This window comes from Paracoccus jeotgali (assembly GCF_002865605.1).
GTDB classification, from domain to species: Bacteria; Pseudomonadota; Alphaproteobacteria; order Rhodobacterales; family Rhodobacteraceae; genus Paracoccus; species Paracoccus jeotgali.
The window spans coordinates 21,473-42,618 of record NZ_CP025584.1; the positions used below are offsets into that span (position 1 = coordinate 21,473).

Consider the following 21,146-nt stretch of genomic DNA (forward strand, 5'->3'; position numbering starts at 1 on the left):
TCAGACTCGGTCGTTGCGCGTCTTGGTGAATTCAACAGTCAGCGCGACAGCATCCTGCCAGCCGGTGCGGTCGGCCGGCATCGTGCCTGGGGGCACGTCAAGCGGCGTCCGGTCGCTCGCGAAGGGCACGTCAATGCCCAAGGCGCGTTGCGCTAAAATCGCGGCGCCGCGGGTCGTCGCCTCGGCGTCGGTGGCGCGACAAAGCGGGCGATCGACGGTGGCCGCAAGGATGGCGTTGAAGGCGTTGCTTCGGGTCAGTCCACCGTCGACGCTGATCTCAATCAGGCGTTGGCCGGTCGCGTCCTCGATCTGATCAATGATCTCGGCGGTCGCCGACACGATTCCATCCAACACAGCGCGCGTCATCCCGCCCGCGCCTGTCGCGCCTGACAGGCCAAAAAAGCTGCCGCGCGCGCCGGGTTGCCAATGCGGCACCCCCAAGCCTTCCAGCGCGGGCACAAACACGGCGCCGCTGCGTTGGTCGGGCTGAACCACGGCATCAAGCGCCGCAACATCGCGCAGCACACCCAAGCGAACCAGCCATTCCACCGAACTGCCCGCGGACATGACGGCGGCCTCGGCGCCAAAGGACACGCCGTCGGGGGTGCTCAGCGCGACATTGCCGAACGCCTGGCGCGACGGATTGGCGAGCGGCGCGGTGCCTGTCACCATATTTAGAACGGCCGACGTCCCGAAGGTGATCTTCGCCGTGCCGGGCGCAAGGCAGCCCTGCCCCACCAGCGACGCCTGTTGATCGCCGATGACGGCCAAGATCAGCGGTGCGCCAGAGATCGCGCTCGCCGGGATTACCTCGGGCATGCAAGATACTAATTGGGGCAGCAGCGACGAATGCAGGTTTAGTTCGGCCGCCAGCGTGCGATTCCAGTCCAACTTCACCAAATCGAACAGCCCGCTATGCGACGCGTTGACGTGATCGCTGACATGGAACGACCCATCAGTTAGAATCCATATCAGCCAAGTTTCCAGCGTGCCTACCCGCAACTGACCGGCAGCCGCACGCGTGCCGTCGGGGTCAGCGCGGTCCAGTAGCCATCGCCATTTTGACGCCGCCAGTCCCGGAATCATCGCCACGCCCCGTTTACGCAAGGTGCGGTCGAGACCGCGTGTGCGCCCGTCAGACCACGACAGCACCGGCCCCAACGCGGTGCCTGTTGCCGCATCCCAGACCAGCGCCGTCGTGCGCTGGTTGGCGATGGCGATGCCCGCCAGCACCCAATCGTCAGCAAGCGCACGCACATCGCGCAGGACATACGCGGCCAACAGTCCCCCATCCCATGACAGCCCGTCGTCGTTGCGGCGTTCCGGTACCACGCTCTGCCGCCGCGCGCAGACTATCCCCTGCGCGTCGATGACCGAGCAGCGCAGGCTGGTCGTGCCAAGGTCGATCACCAGGACAAGGGGAGCTTTCGGCGTCATGCCTGCGGCGCCGCCTTGTCAGCCCAGTCCGGCGTTGGGCCGAAGGGGTTGGACAAGCCCAGCTTGCCGGGGTTGAGAATGCCGTTGGGATCAAGCGCATCCTTGACCGACTGCAGCAGATCCAGCCCTGAACCCAGCGCCTCGCCCATCAAACGCGCGCGCTGAAGTCCCACGCCGTGATGATGCGCAAGGTTGCCACCGTTGGCCAGAACCGAACGGGCGCCTGCGTTCCACACCTCGCGATACCAACGCGGGCGATCCTCCAGTTCGGGGCGACCGCCGAACATGAAGTAAAGACCAGCGCTGCCAGGGTAAGCATGCGAGATGTGCGCGGTCGCGGTGCGCGTGCCGTCAACCGCCATCATCGCGGCTGTAGCGTCATGATAAATGCGCGCCAGCCGCGACCACGGCGCGGTGATCTCCATGGTATCTGGGGCCCGATCCAGGATCAGATCATCCAACGCGTGAACGCTGTTGCGGTTGTCAAGCCAGCGATCCACCAGCGCCTTGTCGCTGAGCTTACCATCGCATTCCTCACGCACGACGGCCATGATGCCGGCGACGATCGCGGGATCGCCTTCATCGTGGATCAGCAGGATATGTTGGTCCCTGGTGTCGAAGTTGCGCCGCGACTCGGTCGCGTCATACAGGCGCACGACGGCCGGACGCGCACCACGCTGCGAAAAGCGCCGGATCGCGTCGGCACCCTCGTCGAAGCTGTCAAACGCCCAAGCGCCGCTTTCACTGTATTCGGCCTTCTTGTGAATGTGCAGCCGCGCCGAGACGATCACCCCGAGTGTCCCTTCCGAGCCGACGAACAGCTGCGTCATGTCCGGGCCCGTGGATGAATGCGAATACTCGGACGTCTCGACCACGCGCCCGTCCGCCAGCACCACCGTCACACCCTTGGTGATGTCGGCCATAGTGCCATACCGCGTGGACATCTGACCCGCGCCGGAACAGGCGATCCAGCCGCCGACGGTCGCCAGCTTCATCGACTGTGGCCAGTGTCCGGCGGTATAGTCCTGCTTCTGCAACGCGGCCTCGAAGTCGTCGCCGAAGGTACCCGCCATGACGTCGACCGTCAGGTCATCGCCGCGGAGATCGGTGATGCCGGACAGTTGCGTCAGGTCCAGCACTACGCCACCGAAGACCGGCAGCGAGTTGCCGAGAACACCGCTGCGCCCACCGGCTGCCGTCACCGGCACGCCGGCGTCGTTGGCAAGGCGCAGAACGGCAGCCACCTCGTCGACGCTTCTGGGGCGCGCGACGGCGGCCGGCATGCGCGCAACATGCCCGGTCGTGGCCCAGACCATTCCCAAGGGCCACCAGTCGCGGGCGTAGTCCCTGCGGCTGTTGTCGTCGACATCCACCGATGCGCAGACCCGCTCTAGTGACTGGATGAAGGCGTCGTTCACGACGACGGGCTGCCCGGTCAGCGTTTCTCGGGGCGTGACACCTTCAAGACCGTGCGCACCGGGGATTGGGCTGGGTCTGCGGGGTTCAATGTCGATAGGGCTGCGAGTCATGGGGTGTCCTCTCTCGAATGGGTGTGGGGGGGTTGCGGCAAGTCCAGCGCTAGCACGCCAAGTTCCTGTCGCAGCGTTGAGTCCAGAAGCGCGATTTCCGCGCCGATGCGGTTGGCGCCCCAGCCGACGGCGCGCCCGACCCGCATCGCGATACCGGCGGCATCCGCCAAGACGGCGCGCCCGTCGAAGGTCGCGATCCGGGTGCGCCGGAACAGCGCATCGACCAGTGTGGTCGCCATCTCGGCACGCAGGCCCCACACCGCTTCAGCAAGAGTGGTGTCACCGTTTGGCGTAATCGTGGTGCCCAGCTCGGGGGCAAGGCGGGACAGGCGCTGCACCGCAGCGGCGCGATCACCATAGCGCTTGTCCAGGCGTTCGCCGCGCGCAAGATGGCTGGCCCCGGCGTGATAGCCGTGCAGGCGCAGCTTACGGGTGGTGCAGCGCGCCTTGTGGTCCAAGACCTGGCAGATTACGTCCACCGTGCCCTCGGCCATTTCTCGATAGGTGGTCAGCTTGCCACCGGTGACGGTGATCAGGCGATCGGCTTCTTGTTCGATGCTATGGCGGCGCGACAGGTCGGAACTGCGGGCGCTTTTGCCATCCGCGATCAGCGGCCGGAAACCGGCCCAGCCGCTGATGATGTCGGACGGTGTGACCGGGCGAACCAGATGACGGTTGATGCCATCGAGGATGTAACTAATGTCGTTTTCCGTAACACTAGGCTTATCCACGTCGGCAGGGTCCGTCGTTTCCGTCGAACCGATATAGGCAAACGGCCCTTCGTCGACGACCGAGACCGTGCGTCGATCGCTGGCGACCGGCAGGCTCACGGCCACGTCGTTACGCACCAGCGCATGCGGCACGACGATATGTGTGCCCTTGGCGGGCGCGAGCTTGCGGGGGCTGTGAACGCTGACAGCCTCCAAAAATTTTTGCGCCCAAACGCCGGTCGCATTCACCACCATGCGCGCGCTGACATCGGTTTCTTCTCCGTCCACTGCTATGCGCGCGGTTCGTATTCCCTTCCGGCAGTCCGACAACCCGACGCAGCGCGCGTGATTGACCACGCATGCGCCGCGCGTGGCTGCCGATGCCAGCACCGCCAGCACCAACCGCGCATCATCGGCACGCAGGTCGTGGAACATGTAACCCGCGCCGATGCGGGCCATGTCCAGTGACGGCATATGACGCGCGACCTCGTCATGGCTCAGCCGGCGGTGACGGCGGCCCAGCCGCCAGGCACCGGCAAGCTGATAGCTCCATAACGCGCCCCCCAACGCGCGCGACAGTTTGGGATTGATGACACCGCCCTTCAGGAACAGCGGAATCATAAACGGCATGACCCGCACCAGATGCGGAGCGTTGCGCTGCAGCGCATGGCGCTCGCGCAGCGATTCCCGCACCAGCGCCACGTCGCCAGTCTGCAAATAGCGAAAGCCGCCATGGATCATCTTGGACGACCGCGACGAGGTGCCGGACGCGAAATCTCCGGCCTCAACCAGCGCCACGCTTAGCCCGCGGGCGACCGCGTCCAGCGCGATCCCAGCCCCGGTGATGCCGCCACCGATCACCAGAACATCGAACCTGCCTCCCGACAACCGTGCAAGATGCCGGGCCCGGCAGGATAGCGGCTCGTCAGCAGCAAGCCGATCCAATTCGGCTGTGACCTGTTGCTCTACCGTGTTCATTTTGCCCGCCCTGCCGAAACCACGCGGGTGGCCGCGCCATCCCAGCAGAACCATGCCCGCGACCCGACTGGCGGAACCGCGGCATCGGCGCGCGTGCGGGCAATTAGTTGCGTGCCTGCGGCGTCCACGCCTTCGGCGCGCAATGTGGCGCCAGAAAAGACGACGTCTTCGATCGTGACCGGCACCGCATTGTCGGCGCCGGCGCCATCCGCCGAGACGGTGACGTTTTCGGGCCGAACCATGATCGTGACCGAACCGTTAGCGACGGTGGCAAGCGGGGCGAACCGCGCGTCCACGCCGGGTCGAACGAACCGGCCAGCATCGACCGTCCCCGTGAAGATGTTAGAATCACCCAAAAACGTCGCGACGAATTCGCTGCCGGGATTGTTATACAATTCGGCGGGCGTGCCGATCTGTTCGACCGCACCTTCTCGAAAGACGACAATCCGGTCCGACAGCGTCAGCGCTTCGTCTTGGTCGTGCGTAACGAAGATGATTGTCACGCCCAGTTCGCGGTGAATGCGGCGCAGTTCCAACTGCAGCGATTCACGCAGCCGCTTGTCCAGCGCGCCCAACGGTTCATCCAGCAGCAACAATTTTGGTTCAAACACCACTGCACGAGCTAGCGCCACGCGCTGCTGCTGGCCGCCCGACAGCTGATCCGGCCGGCGGTCACCATAGGCTTCCAGGTGAACCAGCGTCAACACCTGCTCGACGCGTCGCTCGATTGTGGCGCGGTCGGGCCGCGGTCGGCGCTGCTTCAGCGGATAGGCAATATTCTCGCGGACAGTCATGTGCGGAAACAGCGCGTAATTCTGGAACACCACGCCAATGTCGCGCTTGTGGGCCGGAACCTCGGCCAGCGACCGGCCGTCAAGCTGCATCCGCCCGCCTGGATCGGGAGCGGCAAAACCTGCGATCAGGTTAAGGGTCGTTGTCTTGCCCGACCCGCTTGGCCCCAGAAAGGTAATGAACTCACCCGGGGCGACGTTCAGGTTGACGCCTTCCAGCACCTTGAGGCCCCCGTAGGACTTGCCTAGGTCGTGTAGGTCGAGCGCTGCGCCGCGCGCGGTTTCGATAGCCATCAACGGCCCCTCCTGTGAGTATAGATCGTGCTCGCGACCACGGTGAGAGCGGTCAACACCAGCAACATGGTCGAAGCGGCCGCGATCGTCGGGTCGATGTCGTTGGCGACCGAGCGATACATCTGCACCGGCAAGGTGCGCAGGCCGACACCGGATACGAACAGCGAGACGACCACCTCGTCGAAGGAGATGACAAAGGCAAACAGCGCGCCCGTCATCATTCCCGTGCTGATCAGCGGCAAGATAATCTGACGGAACGTGGTCAGACGCGATGCGCCCAGCGACGCAGATGCCTGCTCGAACCGAGCGTCGAACTGCTCCAGGGTGGCGGCGATGGGGATAAACGCGAAGGGCAGCGCCATCACGGTGTGTGCAATTACCAGTCCGGTGACAGTGATATTAAGCTGCCATTGCAGGAAAAGCCCATACAACGCCATCGCGATGATCACACCCGGAACGATCCGCGGGGTCAGCACCAGCGCGCGGATGATCGTGCGGACACGGGCCGAGGATCGCCTCAGGGCAAGGCCTGCGAACACCGACAGCACCGTCGAAGTGATGGTAACCAGCACCGCGACCTGAACAGACGTGACGAACGACCCCCACCACTGGCGATCTTGGAAAAAGCGCGCATACCACTGCAACGAAAAGCCTTCGGGCGGAAAGGCAAAGCTGCGATTTGCAGGAAAACTGAGTGGTATGACTATTAGACCCGGCACCAGCAACAGCACGATCACCAGCGCCGCCCAGATCCAAAGCCAGACGGATTGCCGGTCGCCGCGCCCTTCATCGGTCGCGAACCGGCTGGTGCCACCCGCAACGTCGAACCGGATCATCGTCGGCACCACCACTAGCAGCGCCAGCAGCAGCATGATCAGCGACGCGGCCGACGCCAGCGGGATGTTCAGAACCGTGTTTATCAGCGAATAGATCAGGTGCGACAGCAGTTGGTTCGACGGCGAGCCGACCAGACCGGGAATGACGTAAAAGCCCAGCGACGTCACGAACACGATCACAGATCCGCCGATCACCCCCGGCATCGACAGCGGCAGCCAAACCTGGCGGAACGTCGTCCACCCGCTTGCGCCAAGCGAGATCGAAGCGCGTTCTAAGCGCGTGTCGATGCCCGCCATCGCGCTGTAAAGTGGAAAAATCATGAACGGCAGCATCACCTGCACCATCGCGATCGTGACGCCTGTCGTCGTGCCACGCAGCACCAGCCCGTCTAGCCCAACCCACTGCACAGCACGGTCAATGATGCCGTTGCGCTGTAGCAGGACAATCCAGGCAAAGCTGCGCACCATGACGCTGGTGAAAAACGACAGCAGCACCACGCCGGTCAGAACAGCCAACGTCGTGCCCCGTGTGCGCACCATCAGGTAGGCATAAGGGTAACCGATCAGCAGGCACAGGAGCGTCACCGAGACGGCAACGACGATCGTGCGCACGACGATCCGCACATAGGTGCTGTTGGTGAAGAACTCGACATACTCGCCAAAGACACCGTTCTTGCCACCGAAGCTGTTGAGCAGAACAAGGACGACGGGCCACGCGAAAAACGCAGCGAGAAAGACGACGATCGGCGCCATGAGCAGCAGTATGCTCTTGTTGCGCGCGATGAAGTTCCTGGATCCAGAAGACATGGTTCCTCCGTTCAGCGCCGATGACGGCTCTACCGCTTGGTCGGACGGGATCGGTGTTTGCCGGGCCGGATAATGAGTGCGGCCCGGCATGGCCGTCAAACAGCGGGGATCACTGGTTCAGCCACTCGGTCCAGCGGCGATTGATCTCTTCCGAGTTATCCGCGACCCAGGCGATGTCTGGTCGCACGGCGTTCGCTGCGCGCTCAGGCGTCGCCGCAAAGACCATCTGGCCCGCTTCGTCCAGATTCGGCTGAGTGCCGATGATGCCAGGAGTGACGGGATACAATTCTGACACGCGCGCCTGCTGCGCGGGTTCCAGATTCGTGCGGATATAGTCGGCGCTGACGTCCGGGTGCGGCGCGCCTTTCGGAATGGCCAGCACATTGTAATAGATGATGTGCTGGTTCCAGACCGGCTTGAACGGCGCACCATTCTTCAGCGCGGGGTAAGCCCGCGAGGACCATGCCATCAGCATGTCCACTTCTTCGCTTTCCATCATCTGCGTAGATTGCGCGCCCGAGCGCCAGAACACGATGTCGTCGCGGATCGTGTCCAGCTTGGCAAAGGCGCGATCCAGATCCAGCGGATACAGGTCTTCTGGTTTCACACCGTCGGCCATCAGCGCGATTTCCAGATTTACGCCCTCGGCGCCATCCCACAACCCGCGCTTGCCGGGAAATGTCGCGGTGTCAAAGAAATCAGCCCAGTTCTGTGGGCCACCGTCAGGATAGGTTTTAGTGTTGTACAGCATCAGGTTGGCGTAGCCCGCCACCGGAACGCCGCACTTGTTGCCAAAGCCCGGCAGCACGTCCTTGACGTTCTGCAGATCTTCGGGAAGTTCTTGGAACAGCTCGCCGCAGTAGCGCATCGTGAAAACCGGTGGAACCTCGACTACGTCCCAAGTCACCCGGCCGGCATTCACCATCTGCTGCAATTGCGGCAGCGTCTGCGGGCCGTCGCCAAGAACCTCAATCCCTGTCTTTTCCTGAAATGCCTTGCCTGTTGCATCCAGCGTAGCCTGGAGATACGGGCCGCCGGTATTCGCCGACACAATATGGTCGGGCTTGTCCTGCGCGGCCAGCGGCACCGCTGCGGTCACGGCAATCGCTGCGGCCCAAGTTAATATTTTCCTCATAGTCCTCTCCTCCTCCACAGATTTGGCCGCCGATCAGAACGGTCGGGGCCGGTCGTTTCAGCGCGGCGTGAGCACAACAAGGGAGTCTAGCGCCAGCAGCGCGCCCACATCGGTCTTTACCATCGGGTTCACGTCGATTTCGGCGACTTGGCCGCTGCCCAACAGGTGCGCCATAGCGTCGATGACAGGGCGAAGCGAACCGGTGGCCAGACCGTAGCGGTCCTCGACCCGCCGAGCATATAGGTCCCAATTGGCACTGTCGGTGTTCAGCAGCAGCGCATCGCGTGCGCCGGTCGCATCCTCTATCCCCACCCACCCGGACCGATTATGATTGTCGGGCCGTACAGCGGGTCTATCAACGCACCCACTCCGATCTCCCCGTGAAAATCGACCATCGGCTGAACCAAAAGGCCCTGCCTCGGATCTTCCGAATGCGCTTCCAGTGCTACCCTCATGTCTCGTAGCACTTGCGGCAGATCATCGACATTGACCCCGACGCGCACCAGGCCCACGCGATTGCGATGCGGCACATCATGGGCATTGCCCTTGACCACGACTCGCGACCAGCCCTGTGCGACCACCCGCGCAACCAAATCGTCCAACGCATCGGCCGAACCGAACTCGGACGGCACGAACGCCATGCCATTCTGCGCGAGCAACGCACTGCTTTCGTGCTCGGCGAGCGTCTTCTGATCCTCTGCCACAGATGGCAGGTCCAAGGCCGTCCGGGCCAGCGCAACCCAGCGGGCGCTACGCGGATCGCTTAGCTTCATCTGGGCGGCCAGCATCCGCACGCCCTCGCCCATGCTGGTCGCGAGAATCCCCGGCGTCTCAACTTGTGCCAAGCCTTCGGCAGGAGCGATCTGCCAAATAAACGTGACTGGCTTAGCGCTGTCCGAACAATATTGTGCGATGGGCACGACACGGTCGGTGCACATCTCGCCGAAGGCGATGTAGACGACAAGCGCATCCACCTCTTCAGCGGCGCACAGCGCATCAAGAGTTGGTTTAAACAAGTGCAGCGTGGCCTCCCATCCACCGCCTATGTCTATTGGATTGCTGTCACCGGCGCCGATCATCCCGATCCGCGCAACCTTCGCCCGCGTTTCTGGGCTAAGTTGCACCACGTGGCCCCCCACCGCTTCAACCTGATCCGCAAGCACGGCCCCCGCGCCGCCCGAGTTCGACAAGATGCAGATGCGCGGGTGGGCCGGCATCTGCCAACCACGCTCGAGCGCGGCCAGAACGGGTTTAACTTCATCGTCGTCGTGGATCCGCACAATCCCGAAATCATCACAGAGGGATTGCAAGAACATGTCGTTACCGGCAATGGCTGCGGTATGTGACAGAGCGGCGCGCTTGCCCGCCTCCGAACGGCCGGCATTCAGCAGAACCACCCGCTTGCCCAATTCAGCAGCCCGAGTGGCCGTATCCGCCAGATTACGCGGATCTCGCAACGCTTCCAGATACAACAGCACGACGCCAACCTCGTCGCGGTCGATCAGGTGTCGCGCGATCTCGGCCGCACCCAGCGTCGCCTCGTTGCCAACGCTGACAAAATGGGAGTAGCCGCTGCCGGCCTCTTCGACGCAGCGCGACAGCACAAGGCCCAACGCGCCGGACTGCGCGACAAGCGCCACTTCGCCACTGTCGCGCAGCGTGTGGTTGAGGAACGGCGCGGCCGATAACTTGACGTTGTCCACGCGGTTCGAGAGGCCAAAACAGTTCGGTCCCAACAGCACCATGTCACCTGCCGCAGCGACCAGTTTTTGCTGAAGCGCGGCGCCTTCAGAACCCGCCTCCGCAAACTCGGAGGCGAACACGATAGCCGCTTTCGCCCCTGCGCGACGGGCTTGAGCAACGACATCGATACTCCGTTCGGCGGGAACGCAGATCACCACCAACTCAGGGTCGTCGAGGTCTGCAATGCCGCGAACGGTTCGCACGCCGGGAAAATCTGTCTTCGGATGAACGACGCAGACGTCGCCGCTAAATCCGCCATCGATCAACACGCGCACCACGCGGTGGCCCCATGACTGCGGATCGCTTGCCGAAACACCCACGATTCCAATCCGGCGCGGCGACAAGAGCGCGTTCAACCGGTCCGCGCGCAGCTGCGCACTCTCGACAGTCTTGCCGTCCATCACTGATTCTCCCCCCTCAGCTGTCATAACGTTAGCTCTCTTTGACGATTCGTCAACAAAATTCGATAAGGGGGAACTGATGCCGGAGAGGGCAGATCCTAGGCTAAGTGGGTTGGATTGCTTCCTAGGATCTAGGATCTGATTGGAGCGCTTAGCGCCCGGCGGCAGATTCCGCTAAGTCGATACAGATCAAATCAGCAGCTAGTCAGACGCGGTTGCATCTACCTTCTCCGCGTGTCACGAATGCTTTCCTCGCTTGTAAAAGTTTCTTTCTGCCGGTTTCGCCTTGCCGCTGACTCCCATTTTCACCGCGCAGATGCAGCGCCTCGACCTGACCCGGACCACCCTTGCCCGGCAGAGCGGCATCTCAACTCCCACGCTGCGCAAGATCATGCGCGGTGGCGGCACCATCGGCAGCCTGTCCCGCTGCTTGCCGCATCTCGATCTCGGCTGGTCTTGGGTGCCGCACCCGACGCTTGAGGCGGGCGCAGGGCTGGCGACGCTGCGCCGCCGCCAAGGCATGACCCAGGCGGAGGTGGCGGAACGCTTGAAGATCAGTCGGCCGGTGATCATCAGGATTGAGAAGCGGATGCAGGGTGAACTGGCCTCACTGCGCGGCTATGCTTCGCTCCTCGGCTTCCGGTCTCCGATCGCGCCTCTGCGAGGCAAGCGCCGGCTGATCCCCGCCCCCAATAGCGCCGACCGTGATCGTGTGATGACGCCGCCTGCGCTTGCACAAGAAATCTGCGCTCATTTTGCGCCCCACCTGCAGGGCACGCTACTCGACCCGGCGCGCGCCGACGGGGCCTTCTATGAGAGCTTTCCCGGGCACCTCCGGCGGGAGTGGTGCGAGATCGAAGCCGGACGCGATTTCCTGGACTGGCGGGAGCCAGTCGACTGGATCATCACCAACCCGCCGTGGTCCCTGCTGCCCGAGTTTCTGGAGCACTCCATGACAGTGGCCGACAACATCGTGTTTCTGGCACCGCTCACCAACCTCACCACGAAGGCCCGGCTGCGGATGATCGACAGGGCCGGCTTCGGCATTGCTGAGCTGGTGAAGATCGACACGCCTCGCGACTGGCCGCAAAGCGGGTTTCAACTGGTGGCCGGCTGGCTGCGTCGCGGCCATCTTGGCGACTGCCGGATGTCGCGGCTCGAGAGCCACGCTCCATGAGACCTGACCACAGCCGGGCCTGAGCAGGGGGGAAGGTTTCCACTTGGGTCAATTCTCAGTGACAATTTTGATCACCTGGTCAGGACTCAGTGACATGTGTCCTCTGCCGCTCAACCACCCCTCCCCTGATCGTCCCATCCATCAAACGAGCGGAGCGTTGTGGAGTATTCGCCGGACATAACGACCGACGAAGCACTCCTCGGTCATGCCGATCCCGCCGTGCATCTGGATCGCCTCCTCGGCGATCTTCTGTCCGCTCTCCTCGACCTTCTGCCAAGCGGCCTGGGCAAGGTGATCAGCGCTGCCTAGCCTTTCACTGGCCGCCATAGCCGCAGCCATGACAAGTGCGCGAGCCTCATCGAGCGTGATGAACATCTGCACCAGCCGATGCTGCAACGCCTGGAATGACGAGGGCGGACGGCCGAACTGGTGGCGAGTTGTCAACGGCGGCGTAAAAACCCACCAAGGGGCGGCGCAAAAACAGACCACTGGCTGGCGTTCAGGACGGGGGCGGAGATGCGCATCGCGCCCCGGCAGCCGCGCTTTCCAAGGAGCTGGCGGTTGCCGGGGCGCGTTGGCCCGGCAGGGCCAATCATGATGCGGTTCAGTTGGTGGCGGCGCTCTTCCGGGCACGGCTTTGGCCAAGCCGGTAACTGTCGCCGTTCATCTCAAGGATGTTGACATGGTGGGTCAGCCGGTCGAGCAGGGCGCCTGTCAGACGCTCGGAACCGAAGGTCTCGGTCCATTCGTCGAACGGTAGATTGCTGGTGATCAGCGTGGCACCGCGCTCGTAACGCTGCGAGATCAGCTCGAACAACAGCTCGGCGCCGGTCTTGCTCAGCGGCACGAAGCCCAGTTCATCGATGATCAGCAGTTTGTAGTTTGCCATCTGCTTCTGAAGGCGCAGCAGCCTGCGTTCGTCACGGGCCTCCATCAGTTCGCTGACGAGAGCGGAGGCAGTGGTGAAGCCGACCGAGAGGCCCTTCTGGCAGGCAGCCAAGCCGAGACCCAGGGCTGCGTGCGTCTTGCCGGTGCCGCTCGGACCAAGCGCGATGACATTCTCTCGGCGCTCGATCCATTCGCAGCGCGCCAGTTCCAGCACCTGCATCTTGTTGAGCTTGGGGATCGCCTTGAAGTCGAAGCTGTCCAGGCTTTTGACCGCCGGGAACTTCGCCGCCTTGATCCTGCGTTCGATCATCCGGCGCTCCCGATCGATCATTTCCAGTTCGACCAGCCGAGCGAGGAACCGGACATGATCCTGCCCCTCGGCGGCGCATTGACGGGCCAGCTTGGCGTATTCCCGAAGGAAGGTCGGCAGCTTCAGTGTCTTGAGGTGATGCGCCAGCAGGAGTTCGGGGGCGTCCGTCATGGCGCATCCGCCGACACCAGGCACATGTAGCTCGCCGCCGAGGTGGTCGCTACGGTGGCGCGCGGCAGATAGGGGTAGACATCGAGATCGAGCTTCGGCGGGCGCTTCTCAACATGGCAGAGAACGAGATGCTTGACGGCATCGAAGCCGACAGCGCCCAGTTGCAGCGCCTTCTTCACGGCGGCATGCAGGTCATCGATGCCGAAGGTCTCCAGAAGGCGCAGCACCTGGACGTACTCGCGCCGCCCCGCCTTGATCATCCGCGCCTCCATCAGGCGGCGCAGGGTTGCGAACTCGGGCGGAAGGCCCCATTCGGCCAGAGGTGCCGCCTGGTCTAAAACATTGATCTTCCTCTCGATCAGCGGAAGGTAGTGGATCGGATCAAAGACCATGTCCTCGCGATCATAACAACGAGGGTGTCTGGCGATCACCTCGCCGCCGCAGCCGATGACCACCTTGTCGACATAGCCCCTGATCCAAACGTCCCGGTGGCCGTAAGCGACCGGCACCGAATAGTCGTTGTCTTGTAACGCACCAGCGCCTGTGAGGTGACCCGTCCGGTTGCCTGGTCGCAGGCATCGAAGGGGGCCGGCGGCAGCACCGTCATCGCGTCCAGATCCCGGCTGAGGCGCTCTCCGATCGTCTCGTCGTGGCCGCGCAGGATCTCCGCCTGACGCTGGCGGCACTGTGCCTCGAGCCAGAGATTGAACTCGTCCCAGGTCGCGAACCGGGGGATCGGCACCATGAAGTTGCGCCGGGAATACCCGACCAGGCCCTCGACGCTGCCCTTGTCGTTGCCTTTGCCGGGGCGGCCATAGCGATCGCGGATCAGGTAGTGCGACAGGAACCCGCTGAACAGCTTGGTCCGCATGCGGCTGCCATCCGGCAGTATACGCGCCACCAGACATTTGTCGTTGTCGTAGAGCACCGAAACCGGCACCCGGCCGAAGAAGGCGAAGGCATGAACGTGGCCGTCGACCCAAGCTTCGGACGTCGCGGCCGGATAGGCCCGGACATAACAGGCATCGCTGTGCGGCAGGTCGAAGGCAAAGAAATACGCCTTCTGCTCGACGCCGCCGATGATGACCATCGCTTCGCCGAAATCAGCCTGGGCATGCCCAGGCGGGTGCGCCAGCGGCACGAACATCTCACGGCTCCGCCGCTCCTGCTCGCGCATGTAATCTTTGATGATTGTGTAACCACCGGTGAAACCATGCTCGTCGCGAAGCCGCTCGAACACCCGTTTGGCCGTATGTCGCTGCTTGCGGTTCCGGCCCCGGTCCTCGACGAGCCAGGCGTCAATGATCTCGGTGAAACCATCCAGCTTCGGGCGCCTGATCGCCGTCGTGCGCCGATACCCAGGAGGAACAGAGAAGCTCAGCATCTTCCGGACGCTGTCGCGTGATATCCCGAAATGCCTGGCCGCCGCCCGCTCGCTCATGCCGTCCTTACAAGCCAGACGGACCTTCCGATACAAATCCACGGTGAATACGCCCCCGCCCTCCTGTCACCAGAAAGGGCAAAAGTGGCAGAGTTTTACTCCGCCGGCAGCGAGATCATCCCGCCGCTACCGTGGTCTGTTTTTGCACCGCCGCTTACACGCAAGGAACGAGGCCTGCGTGAGGCCGTTGGTCACGATGATCTCGTCGGGCGTAAAGTCGAGGTCGTTCTGCTCGCGCATCTTGTCAACGAGTGCGGCCCGCAGCTCCGGGATGTCCTTGAAATCGCTGTAATGCACATGGCCCGCGCGAAGGGCCGCCACCGTCGCCTCCTTAATCGCGTCGGGCGTGTCGGGGATCGGCATGCCAAGTGCCAGATAGATCAGGTCCGGGCGCGCGAGCGTCCATACACGGAACTTTTCGACCGCGTTAAGCCGCGCCGCATAGGGGATCGCCAAGGCGCTTACGCCGGAGGTTCAGTCGCGATGACCTCACATGCCGCAATAGCTAAATGAGGAGGAGAGGGCCACCTCTGTTGTGCGGGCAACGGCCGGGAAGCTCTCGATAGTGCAAGCCAAGAAATTGGCAAAAACCTTCTGCGGTTTTTATCCTAGGGCGTATCCAGAGCCGCGCACGGTACGGATCGGATCGCTGCCACCGCATTGCATAAGCGCCTTTCGGAGCCGTCCGATATGAACGTCGACGGTGCGGGTATCGACATAGATGTCCTGACCCCAGACGCGGTCGAGCAACTGCTCGCGGCTGAAGACGCGGCCAGATCGCTCCATCAGCGTGAGCAGTAATCGAAATTCCGTTGGCCCGAGCTTCAATTCCTGGTCCGCGCGTATGACGCGATGGCGCTCTGGATCGAGTGTAATGTCCTCGAACCTCATTGCCGCGCTTGTCGTAGCTGAACATGTGCGGCGGAGCTGCGTCCGGACCCGCGCCAAGAGTTCGCGTACCGAGTAGGGCTTGACCACATAATCATCCGCCCCGGTGTCAAGACCTCGAACAGCATCCAGGTCCTCGGATCGGGCGGACAGCATGATGATGGGGATGTCCGCGGTCTCATCGCGGGACTTGAGTTGGCGGCAAACTTCAATTCCGCTCAAAAGCGGCATCATCCAATCAAGGATGATCAGATCGGGCGGCACTTCAGCGACCATCAATAGGGCGTCCTCGCCATTCTCGGCACAGTGCACCTCCAAACCTTCAGCCCGAAGATTGTAGGTGAGAAGTTCACGCTGCGCCCGCTCGTCCTCGACCAAGAGGACCGTCGGCTTCAGTGATCGCACCGATCAAATCCCGGTTACAGACGAGGTCATGTCCGCCTTCGGCCGCGGCTCGTCTGGAAGACTCCCGGTCACGAGATAGGCGACCTGTTCGGCAATCGCAGTCACGTGATCACCCATCCTTTCAGTGTTCTTGGCGATGAAGTGCAGATGCATGCAGGCGGTGATATTGCGCGGATCCTCCATCATGAAGGTCAGCAATTCGCGGAATAGCGCGTTATATATCTGGTCCACATCTTCATCGCGCGCAATCACATCCGCGGCCAGTGCGGCGTCATGCCGGATATAGGCGTCCAGCGCATCTTTCAGCATTGCCTCCACTAGGCGGGCCATGCGCCGGATGGAGGCGCCACTGTCGCCGACCGGCGCCATCCGCGACAGCACACTCGTGCGTTTGGCCATGTTCTTTGCATAGTCGCCGATCCTCTCTAGGTTACTGCTGATCTTGATCACACTCAGGATCAGGCGCAGATCGATGGCAGTCGGCGCACGCAAGGCAAGGATCCGGGCAGCGCGCTCGTTGATCAGGTGCTCGAGGTCGTCAATCGATTTATCGCGCTCCCGCACCTTGCAAGCCAATTCCTCGTCGCGGGCCTCAAGTGATTTCGCCCCAACACGAATGGCCTCTTCGACCAGGCCACCCATCTTCATGATTTGCGCCTGAACACCTTCCAGATCGCGATCGAAGACCGATGAGATATGTTCCTCTTGCATGATCCTACCCAATCCTTCCAGTGATGTAGCTCTCGGTCCGCGGATCTTCGGGTGCGGTAAATATCCGGTCGGTCTCACCAAATTCTACCAAACTTCCCATGTGGAAAAAGGCGGTTTTCTGGCTGACTCTCGCGGCCTGCTGCATCGAATGGGTGACAATTACCACGCTGTAGCTCTGGCGCAGATTGTCGATCAGTTCTTCAATCTGCGCGGTTGCTATCGGATCGAGTGCCGAGCATGGCTCGTCCATCAGCAGCACTTCCGGAGCTGTGGCAATGGCCCGTGCGATGCACAGCCGCTGCTGCTGCCCCCCCGAAAGGCCCGTGCCCGGAGCGTCGAGCCGATCATTGACCTCGCTCCACAGCGCGGCCCTTTTCAGGGCATCTTCAACGATGTCATCCATTTCAGCCTTGTTTCGGGCCAGCCCATGAATTTTCGGGCCGTAGGCGACGTTGTCATGGATGGATTTCGGGAATGGGTTGGGTTTCTGAAACACCATTCCGATCTTGGCCCGCAGCTGCACCGGATCGACTTTGCGGTCATAGATATCCTCATCATCGATGCGAATGTCGCCCGTCACACGGCAGGTATCGATCGTATCGTTCATTCGGTTCAGGCAGCGCAGAAACGTGGATTTGCCACATCCCGACGGGCCAATGAACGCGGTCACCGTGTTGGCGGCAATGTCCACGCTCACGTCCTTGATGGCATGGGTTTCGCCATAATGGACATTCACGTGTCTCGCCGATATTTTCTGGGGCGTCATGGCATCGATACTTTCGGTCAAATTGGTATCTTTCATGATCCGGTCCGATCTTACCAGCGACGTTCAAAGCGGCGGCGCAGCAAGATGGCGACCGTGTTCATCACGAGCAGGAACACCAGCAGCGTGATGATCGCGCCCGAGGCCCGCTCGACGAAGCCGGGGTCCGCTCTCTGGGTCCAGTTGAAGACCTGCACCGGCAGCGCCGTCGCGGCCTCGCCGAACAGTCCCGCCGCATCGCTATAGGCCGCCGGGTAGTCGCGCACGAACGCCACCATGCCGATCAGCAACAGCGGCGCGGTTTCGCCCAAGGCCTGCGCAAGTCCGATAATGGTGCCGGTCAGAATGCCGGGCGCCGCAAGCGGCAGGACATGGTGGAACACCGACTGCATCTTGCTGGCCCCAACCGCCAGCGCGGCATCGCGGATCGAAGGCGGCACCGATTTCAGCGCCGCCCGGGTCGAGATGATGATCGTCGGCAGGGTCATCAGCGTCAGCACCAGCCCTCCGACCAGCGGCGAGGACTGCCGCAACTCGGCAAAATTGATGAAGATCGCCAACCCCAGAATCCCGAAGACGATCGACGGCACGGCGGCCAGATTGCTGATATTCACCTCGATCAGGTCCGAAAACCGGTTCTTCGGCGCAAATTCCTCGAGGTAGATCGAGGTGGCAACCCCGATCGGCAAGGCCAGCACCAGAACCACAAGCATCATGTAGAGCGAGCCCAGAATGGCGACACCCAGACCGGCGGCTTCGGGGCGTTGGTCGCTGGCGTCAGGCGCGGTCAGAAACGACCAGTTGAAACGGGTCTCGATCACACCGGCGTCGGCCAGGCTTTGGGCGAGTTGCAATGCCTCGGGCGAGGTATTGCCATCCAATGCGGCACTTTCCGTTGTCACCCGGCCCTTGAAATAACCGTCGATCCGCCCTTCGGACAGGGCGTCCATGGTGACCGTGCCGCCAATCAGATCGGGGTTCGCCAAAACATGATCGCGCAGGGTCGCTGCCGCCTCTTTGCTGATGATCCCGCCGATATCGCTGTCAGAGAGCGTGGCAGTGATCCCCAACTGCTTCACTCTCGCCAGCAGCGCGTTCCGCAGCAATGGGGCATATGCAAACGTCGTGACCTTCGCCATGGCGGCAGGATCGCGGGTGCCGGATTTGTCCAGTTGGGCTGCGGGTAACGGGATTTCCAGCGTGATATAGGTTTGGCGAAACGCCCCGATCCCGCTGGAGACAACCGAGGTCAACAGCATTGCCAGAGCGAGCATCGCGATCCCGATCGCCCCGAGCCCGCAGGCGCGAAACCGCACTTCGGCGGCATTGCGCCGCCTGGTGCGATCATCCTGCACCAACAGGGAATTCGATAGGACGGTCATTCGTAATGCTCCCGGTATTTGCGCACGATCACCAGTGCCAGCACGTTCAGGCAAAGGGTGATCACAAAAAGGGTCAGCCCAAGGGCAAATGCGACCAGCGTTTCGGGGCTGGCGAAATCGGTGTCGCCGGTCAGCTGGCTGACGATCTTGACGGTGATGGTTGTCATGGCCTCGAACGGGTTCAGCGACAGGCGGGCGGCGGCCCCGGCCCCGAGCACGACGATCATCGTCTCGCCGATGGCGCGACTGGTCGCCAACAACACGGCTCCGACAATGCCGGGCAAGGCGGCCGGAATGATCACCTTGCGGATGGTCTCCGACTGGGTCGCACCCAATGCATAGGAGCCATCGCGCATCGCCTGCGGCACGGCATTGATGATGTCGTCCGACAGCGAAGATACGAACGGGATCAGCATGATGCCCATGACGAGCCCGGCAGTCATGACCGATGAGGCGCTGCTACCCAGCCCAAGAGGTTGCGCGAAGTAGTCACGCAGCAGCGGGCCTATGGTGATCAGGGCGAACAGCCCGTAAACGATTGTCGGAATTCCGGCGAGAATTTCGATCAGCGGCTTGGCGACTCCGCGCATCCGGGGGCCGGCATATTCGGACAGATAGATCGCGGCAAACAGACCCACCGGCACCGCGAAGGCAAGCGCGATGAAACTGATGTAGAGGGTGCCCCAGAGCAGCGGCAGGATGCCGAGCGCGCTGTTACCGCGAAAATTCGGGGCCCACTCGGTTGAAAAGAAGAAGTCGCGCCAGTCATACTGACGAAAGAAGTGCATCGCCTCGAACAGCATCGACAACACAAGGCCGATGGTGGTCAGGATTGCGACGGTCGACGCGGCGATCAGCAGCGATTTGATCCAGGTTTCGGACGCCACCCGGGCGCGAAACCCGATCGAAGACCGCAGGATTGCGCCGATGCAGCCGAGAGCGGCAACGGCCAGCACCACCCAGAACACGACTTGGGCGGACAGGATTTCAACACCCTGCCGAGGCCCGATCAACCGAACAAGGGACAGCGCCGCAAAGCTGGCAACCGCAGGGACAAGAACGCTGAGAAAGGCGTTCGTTCCATGTGCGCGGGGCAGAGCCGCCAAGGCGCGGATGTCGCCGCCGGCGGCAACGCGTGCCCGCGCGCGGGCACCGATGAGCCCGAGGAGGGCCAGAGCGATCACCAGCACCGGTAACGCGAAAACTGTATTCAAAAGCGACATCAAGGCAGCTTTCCTGTTGATGGGCGCAGGGCCCGGACAGTGCCGGCCCCGCGTCCTGTCTTACTTGCCGCTTAACAGTGTGTGGTTTGCCACCGCATTCTGGGCTGCGGCCAGGTCTAGATCAGAGACCAGACCGTATTCCGCCAGGGGGCCGTCAGGGCCCGCGATTTCGTCGCTGACGAAAAAGTCGGCGTATTCCTGCAGGCCCGGTATCTCGCCCAGATGGGCTACCTTGATGTAGAAATAGAGCGGGCGCGACACCGGATACTCACCGCTCGCGATGGTCTCGGTCGAGGGGGTGACGCCGGACATAGTCGCAACCTGCAATTTGTCGGTGTTGTTCTCATAGAACGACAGACCGAACACGCCGACCCCATTGGCATCCGCGTCGATACGGGCCAGTGTTTCGGTGTAGTCACCGTCGATATCGACCGACAGGCCATCGCTGCGCACCGCCATGCAGGTGGTCTCGGCAGCGTCTTCGTCGCTCCCGTTCATCTCCATGATCGCATCCATCGCACCGCTGTCCTTGCAGCCCTGAAGCAGCACCTTTTCCTCGAAGACCTCCCGGGTGCCGTGCTTGGTGCCGGGGATGAAAGCCTGAATCGGCTGATCGGGAAGGTCGGCGTTCAGCGCATTCCAGTTGCTGTTGGAGTTGGCCACCATGGCCCCGTCGACGGGCAGTTCGGCGGCCAGCGCCAGATACCAGTCGGCAGGCGTGAAAGCAAAGCGCTTGCCATCGATGTCACTGGCGAAGACGATGCCGTCATAACCGATGCGCACCTCGATGATATCGGTCACGCCGTTTTCGGCGCAGGCTTCGATTTCGGACGGTTTGATGGCGCGGCTGGCATTTGCAATGTCGATTGTGTTTTCACCGACACCCTCACAGAAGCGCTTGAGCCCGGCAGAAGATCCTCCCGACTCGACCACCGGGGTCGGGAAGTCGGAATTCTCACCGAAGGCTTCAGCGACGATGGACGCATAGGGAAGGACGGTGGACGATCCCGCGATCTGCACATTTTCGCGGGCAGCGGCGGCAGTGGCGGAGACGACCGCAAGGGCCAGTGTGGACATGGTGAGTTTTGCGAGTGACATGAGGACTCCTGTCGGGTTCGGTCAGCTG

At 62.4% G+C, this 21,146-nt stretch carries 18 protein-coding genes and 1 pseudogene; 1 reads left to right on the plus strand and 18 read right to left on the minus strand.

What is annotated here, in order from left to right:
- The 8 genes from CYR75_RS15115 to CYR75_RS15150 all read right to left on the minus strand — a co-directional run bounded on the left by CYR75_RS15115 (nt 1) and on the right by CYR75_RS15150 (nt 10,661).
- Nucleotides 1-1,437: an FGGY-family carbohydrate kinase gene (locus CYR75_RS15115; protein ID WP_101501095.1), complete on the minus strand. Its 1,437-nt coding sequence runs from the start codon at nt 1,435-1,437 to the stop codon at nt 1-3.
- Nucleotides 1,434-2,966 (minus strand): FAD-binding oxidoreductase, encoded by a 1,533-nt coding sequence (locus CYR75_RS15120; protein WP_101501096.1) that lies wholly within the window; start codon nt 2,964-2,966, stop codon nt 1,434-1,436. Before CYR75_RS15120 ends, CYR75_RS15115 begins: the two co-directional genes overlap by 4 nt.
- Nucleotides 2,963-4,654, minus strand: coding sequence for a glycerol-3-phosphate dehydrogenase/oxidase (locus CYR75_RS15125; RefSeq protein WP_158644684.1), 1,692 nt, complete (start codon nt 4,652-4,654; stop codon nt 2,963-2,965). Before CYR75_RS15125 ends, CYR75_RS15120 begins: the two co-directional genes overlap by 4 nt.
- Nucleotides 4,651-5,739: an ABC transporter ATP-binding protein gene (locus CYR75_RS15130; protein WP_101501098.1), complete on the minus strand. Its 1,089-nt coding sequence runs from the start codon at nt 5,737-5,739 to the stop codon at nt 4,651-4,653. Before CYR75_RS15130 ends, CYR75_RS15125 begins: the two co-directional genes overlap by 4 nt.
- Entirely contained in the window at nt 5,739-7,382 is a 1,644-nt protein-coding gene (locus tag CYR75_RS15135) for an ABC transporter permease subunit (protein ID WP_158644685.1), read from the minus strand. The genes CYR75_RS15130 and CYR75_RS15135 overlap by 1 nt, the downstream gene beginning before the upstream one ends.
- Before the next feature lie 109 nt (nt 7,383-7,491).
- The gene (locus tag CYR75_RS15140) at nt 7,492-8,517 is read right to left on the minus strand and encodes an ABC transporter substrate-binding protein (RefSeq protein ID WP_101501100.1); all 1,026 of its coding nucleotides are present in this window, start codon (nt 8,515-8,517) and stop codon (nt 7,492-7,494) included.
- Nucleotides 8,518-8,574: 57 nt separating this feature from the next.
- A complete protein-coding gene (locus tag CYR75_RS15145; RefSeq protein WP_101501101.1) occupies nt 8,575-8,829 on the minus strand; it encodes a hypothetical protein in 255 nt (84 codons plus the stop codon).
- Nucleotides 8,820-10,661, minus strand: coding sequence for a CoA-binding protein (locus CYR75_RS15150; protein WP_158644686.1), 1,842 nt, complete (start codon nt 10,659-10,661; stop codon nt 8,820-8,822). The genes CYR75_RS15145 and CYR75_RS15150 overlap by 10 nt, the downstream gene beginning before the upstream one ends.
- 316 nt (nt 10,662-10,977) lie before the next feature.
- Here CYR75_RS15150 and CYR75_RS15155 point away from each other — a divergent pair, with 316 nt between their 5' ends.
- On the plus strand, nt 10,978-11,838 hold the full coding sequence (locus CYR75_RS15155; protein ID WP_158644687.1) for a helix-turn-helix domain-containing protein: 861 nt from the start codon (nt 10,978-10,980) through the stop codon (nt 11,836-11,838).
- Between the two features lie 141 nt (nt 11,839-11,979).
- Here CYR75_RS15155 and CYR75_RS16115 read toward each other — a convergent pair whose 3' ends face one another.
- The 10 genes and pseudogenes from CYR75_RS16115 to CYR75_RS15205 all read right to left on the minus strand — a co-directional run bounded on the left by CYR75_RS16115 (nt 11,980) and on the right by CYR75_RS15205 (nt 21,118).
- Nucleotides 11,980-12,471 carry an acyl-CoA dehydrogenase family protein gene (locus tag CYR75_RS16115; protein ID WP_318779006.1) on the minus strand — a complete coding sequence of 164 codons (492 nt, stop codon included), beginning with the start codon at nt 12,469-12,471 and terminating at the stop codon, nt 11,980-11,982.
- Entirely contained in the window at nt 12,443-13,207 is a 765-nt protein-coding gene (istB, locus tag CYR75_RS15165) for an IS21-like element helper ATPase IstB (protein ID WP_101501105.1), read from the minus strand. The genes CYR75_RS16115 and istB overlap by 29 nt, the downstream gene beginning before the upstream one ends.
- Nucleotides 13,204-14,690 (minus strand): annotated as a pseudogene (gene istA, locus CYR75_RS15170) (IS21 family transposase). The gene istB and the pseudogene istA overlap by 4 nt, the downstream one beginning before the upstream one ends.
- Nucleotides 14,691-14,774: 84 nt before the next feature.
- Nucleotides 14,775-15,104, minus strand: coding sequence for an aminotransferase class I/II-fold pyridoxal phosphate-dependent enzyme (locus CYR75_RS15175; RefSeq protein WP_101501106.1), 330 nt, complete (start codon nt 15,102-15,104; stop codon nt 14,775-14,777).
- A 147-nt stretch (nt 15,105-15,251) separates the two neighbouring features.
- On the minus strand, nt 15,252-15,941 hold the full coding sequence (gene phoB, locus CYR75_RS15180; RefSeq protein ID WP_101501107.1) for a phosphate regulon transcriptional regulator PhoB: 690 nt from the start codon (nt 15,939-15,941) through the stop codon (nt 15,252-15,254).
- Between the two features lie 3 nt (nt 15,942-15,944).
- Nucleotides 15,945-16,652 (minus strand): phosphate signaling complex protein PhoU, encoded by a 708-nt coding sequence (gene phoU, locus CYR75_RS15185; protein ID WP_101501108.1) that lies wholly within the window; start codon nt 16,650-16,652, stop codon nt 15,945-15,947.
- Between the two features lie 4 nt (nt 16,653-16,656).
- On the minus strand, nt 16,657-17,418 hold the full coding sequence (gene pstB / locus CYR75_RS15190) for a phosphate ABC transporter ATP-binding protein PstB (protein WP_225972957.1): 762 nt from the start codon (nt 17,416-17,418) through the stop codon (nt 16,657-16,659).
- A gap of 50 nt (nt 17,419-17,468) precedes the next feature.
- Nucleotides 17,469-18,797 carry a phosphate ABC transporter permease PstA gene (gene pstA, locus CYR75_RS15195; protein ID WP_101501110.1) on the minus strand — a complete coding sequence of 443 codons (1,329 nt, stop codon included), beginning with the start codon at nt 18,795-18,797 and terminating at the stop codon, nt 17,469-17,471.
- Nucleotides 18,794-20,020: a phosphate ABC transporter permease subunit PstC gene (gene pstC / locus CYR75_RS15200; RefSeq protein ID WP_101501111.1), complete on the minus strand. Its 1,227-nt coding sequence runs from the start codon at nt 20,018-20,020 to the stop codon at nt 18,794-18,796. The genes pstA and pstC overlap by 4 nt, the downstream gene beginning before the upstream one ends.
- Before the next feature lie 60 nt (nt 20,021-20,080).
- Nucleotides 20,081-21,118, minus strand: a complete 1,038-nt coding sequence (locus CYR75_RS15205; RefSeq protein WP_101501112.1) for a substrate-binding domain-containing protein — start codon at nt 21,116-21,118, stop codon at nt 20,081-20,083.
- Nucleotides 21,119-21,146 lie beyond the last annotated feature (28 nt).

What these genes read in the sequence shown, in the direction of transcription:
- CYR75_RS15135 (WP_158644685.1), bottom strand. Translation starts at nt 7,382, where the DNA reads ATGTCTTCTGGATCCAGGAACTTCATCGCGCGCAACAAGAGCATACTG.
- istB (WP_101501105.1), bottom strand. Translation starts at nt 13,207, where the DNA reads ATGACGGACGCCCCCGAACTCCTGCTGGCGCATCACCTCAAGACACTG.
- phoU (WP_101501108.1), bottom strand. Translation starts at nt 16,652, where the DNA reads ATGCAAGAGGAACATATCTCATCGGTCTTCGATCGCGATCTGGAAGGT.
- CYR75_RS15155 (WP_158644687.1), top strand. Translation starts at nt 10,978, where the DNA reads ATGCAGCGCCTCGACCTGACCCGGACCACCCTTGCCCGGCAGAGCGGC.
- CYR75_RS15125 (WP_158644684.1), bottom strand. Translation starts at nt 4,654, where the DNA reads ATGAACACGGTAGAGCAACAGGTCACAGCCGAATTGGATCGGCTTGCT.
- CYR75_RS15120 (WP_101501096.1), bottom strand. Translation starts at nt 2,966, where the DNA reads ATGACTCGCAGCCCTATCGACATTGAACCCCGCAGACCCAGCCCAATC.
- CYR75_RS15130 (WP_101501098.1), bottom strand. Translation starts at nt 5,739, where the DNA reads ATGGCTATCGAAACCGCGCGCGGCGCAGCGCTCGACCTACACGACCTA.
- CYR75_RS15140 (WP_101501100.1), bottom strand. Translation starts at nt 8,517, where the DNA reads ATGAGGAAAATATTAACTTGGGCCGCAGCGATTGCCGTGACCGCAGCG.
- CYR75_RS15150 (WP_158644686.1), bottom strand. Translation starts at nt 10,661, where the DNA reads ATGGACGGCAAGACTGTCGAGAGTGCGCAGCTGCGCGCGGACCGGTTG.
- pstB (WP_225972957.1), bottom strand. Translation starts at nt 17,418, where the DNA reads ATGACGCCCCAGAAAATATCGGCGAGACACGTGAATGTCCATTATGGC.
- pstA (WP_101501110.1), bottom strand. Translation starts at nt 18,797, where the DNA reads ATGACCGTCCTATCGAATTCCCTGTTGGTGCAGGATGATCGCACCAGG.
- CYR75_RS15205 (WP_101501112.1), bottom strand. Translation starts at nt 21,118, where the DNA reads ATGTCACTCGCAAAACTCACCATGTCCACACTGGCCCTTGCGGTCGTC.
- pstC (WP_101501111.1), bottom strand. Translation starts at nt 20,020, where the DNA reads ATGTCGCTTTTGAATACAGTTTTCGCGTTACCGGTGCTGGTGATCGCT.
- CYR75_RS15115 (WP_101501095.1), bottom strand. Translation starts at nt 1,437, where the DNA reads ATGACGCCGAAAGCTCCCCTTGTCCTGGTGATCGACCTTGGCACGACC.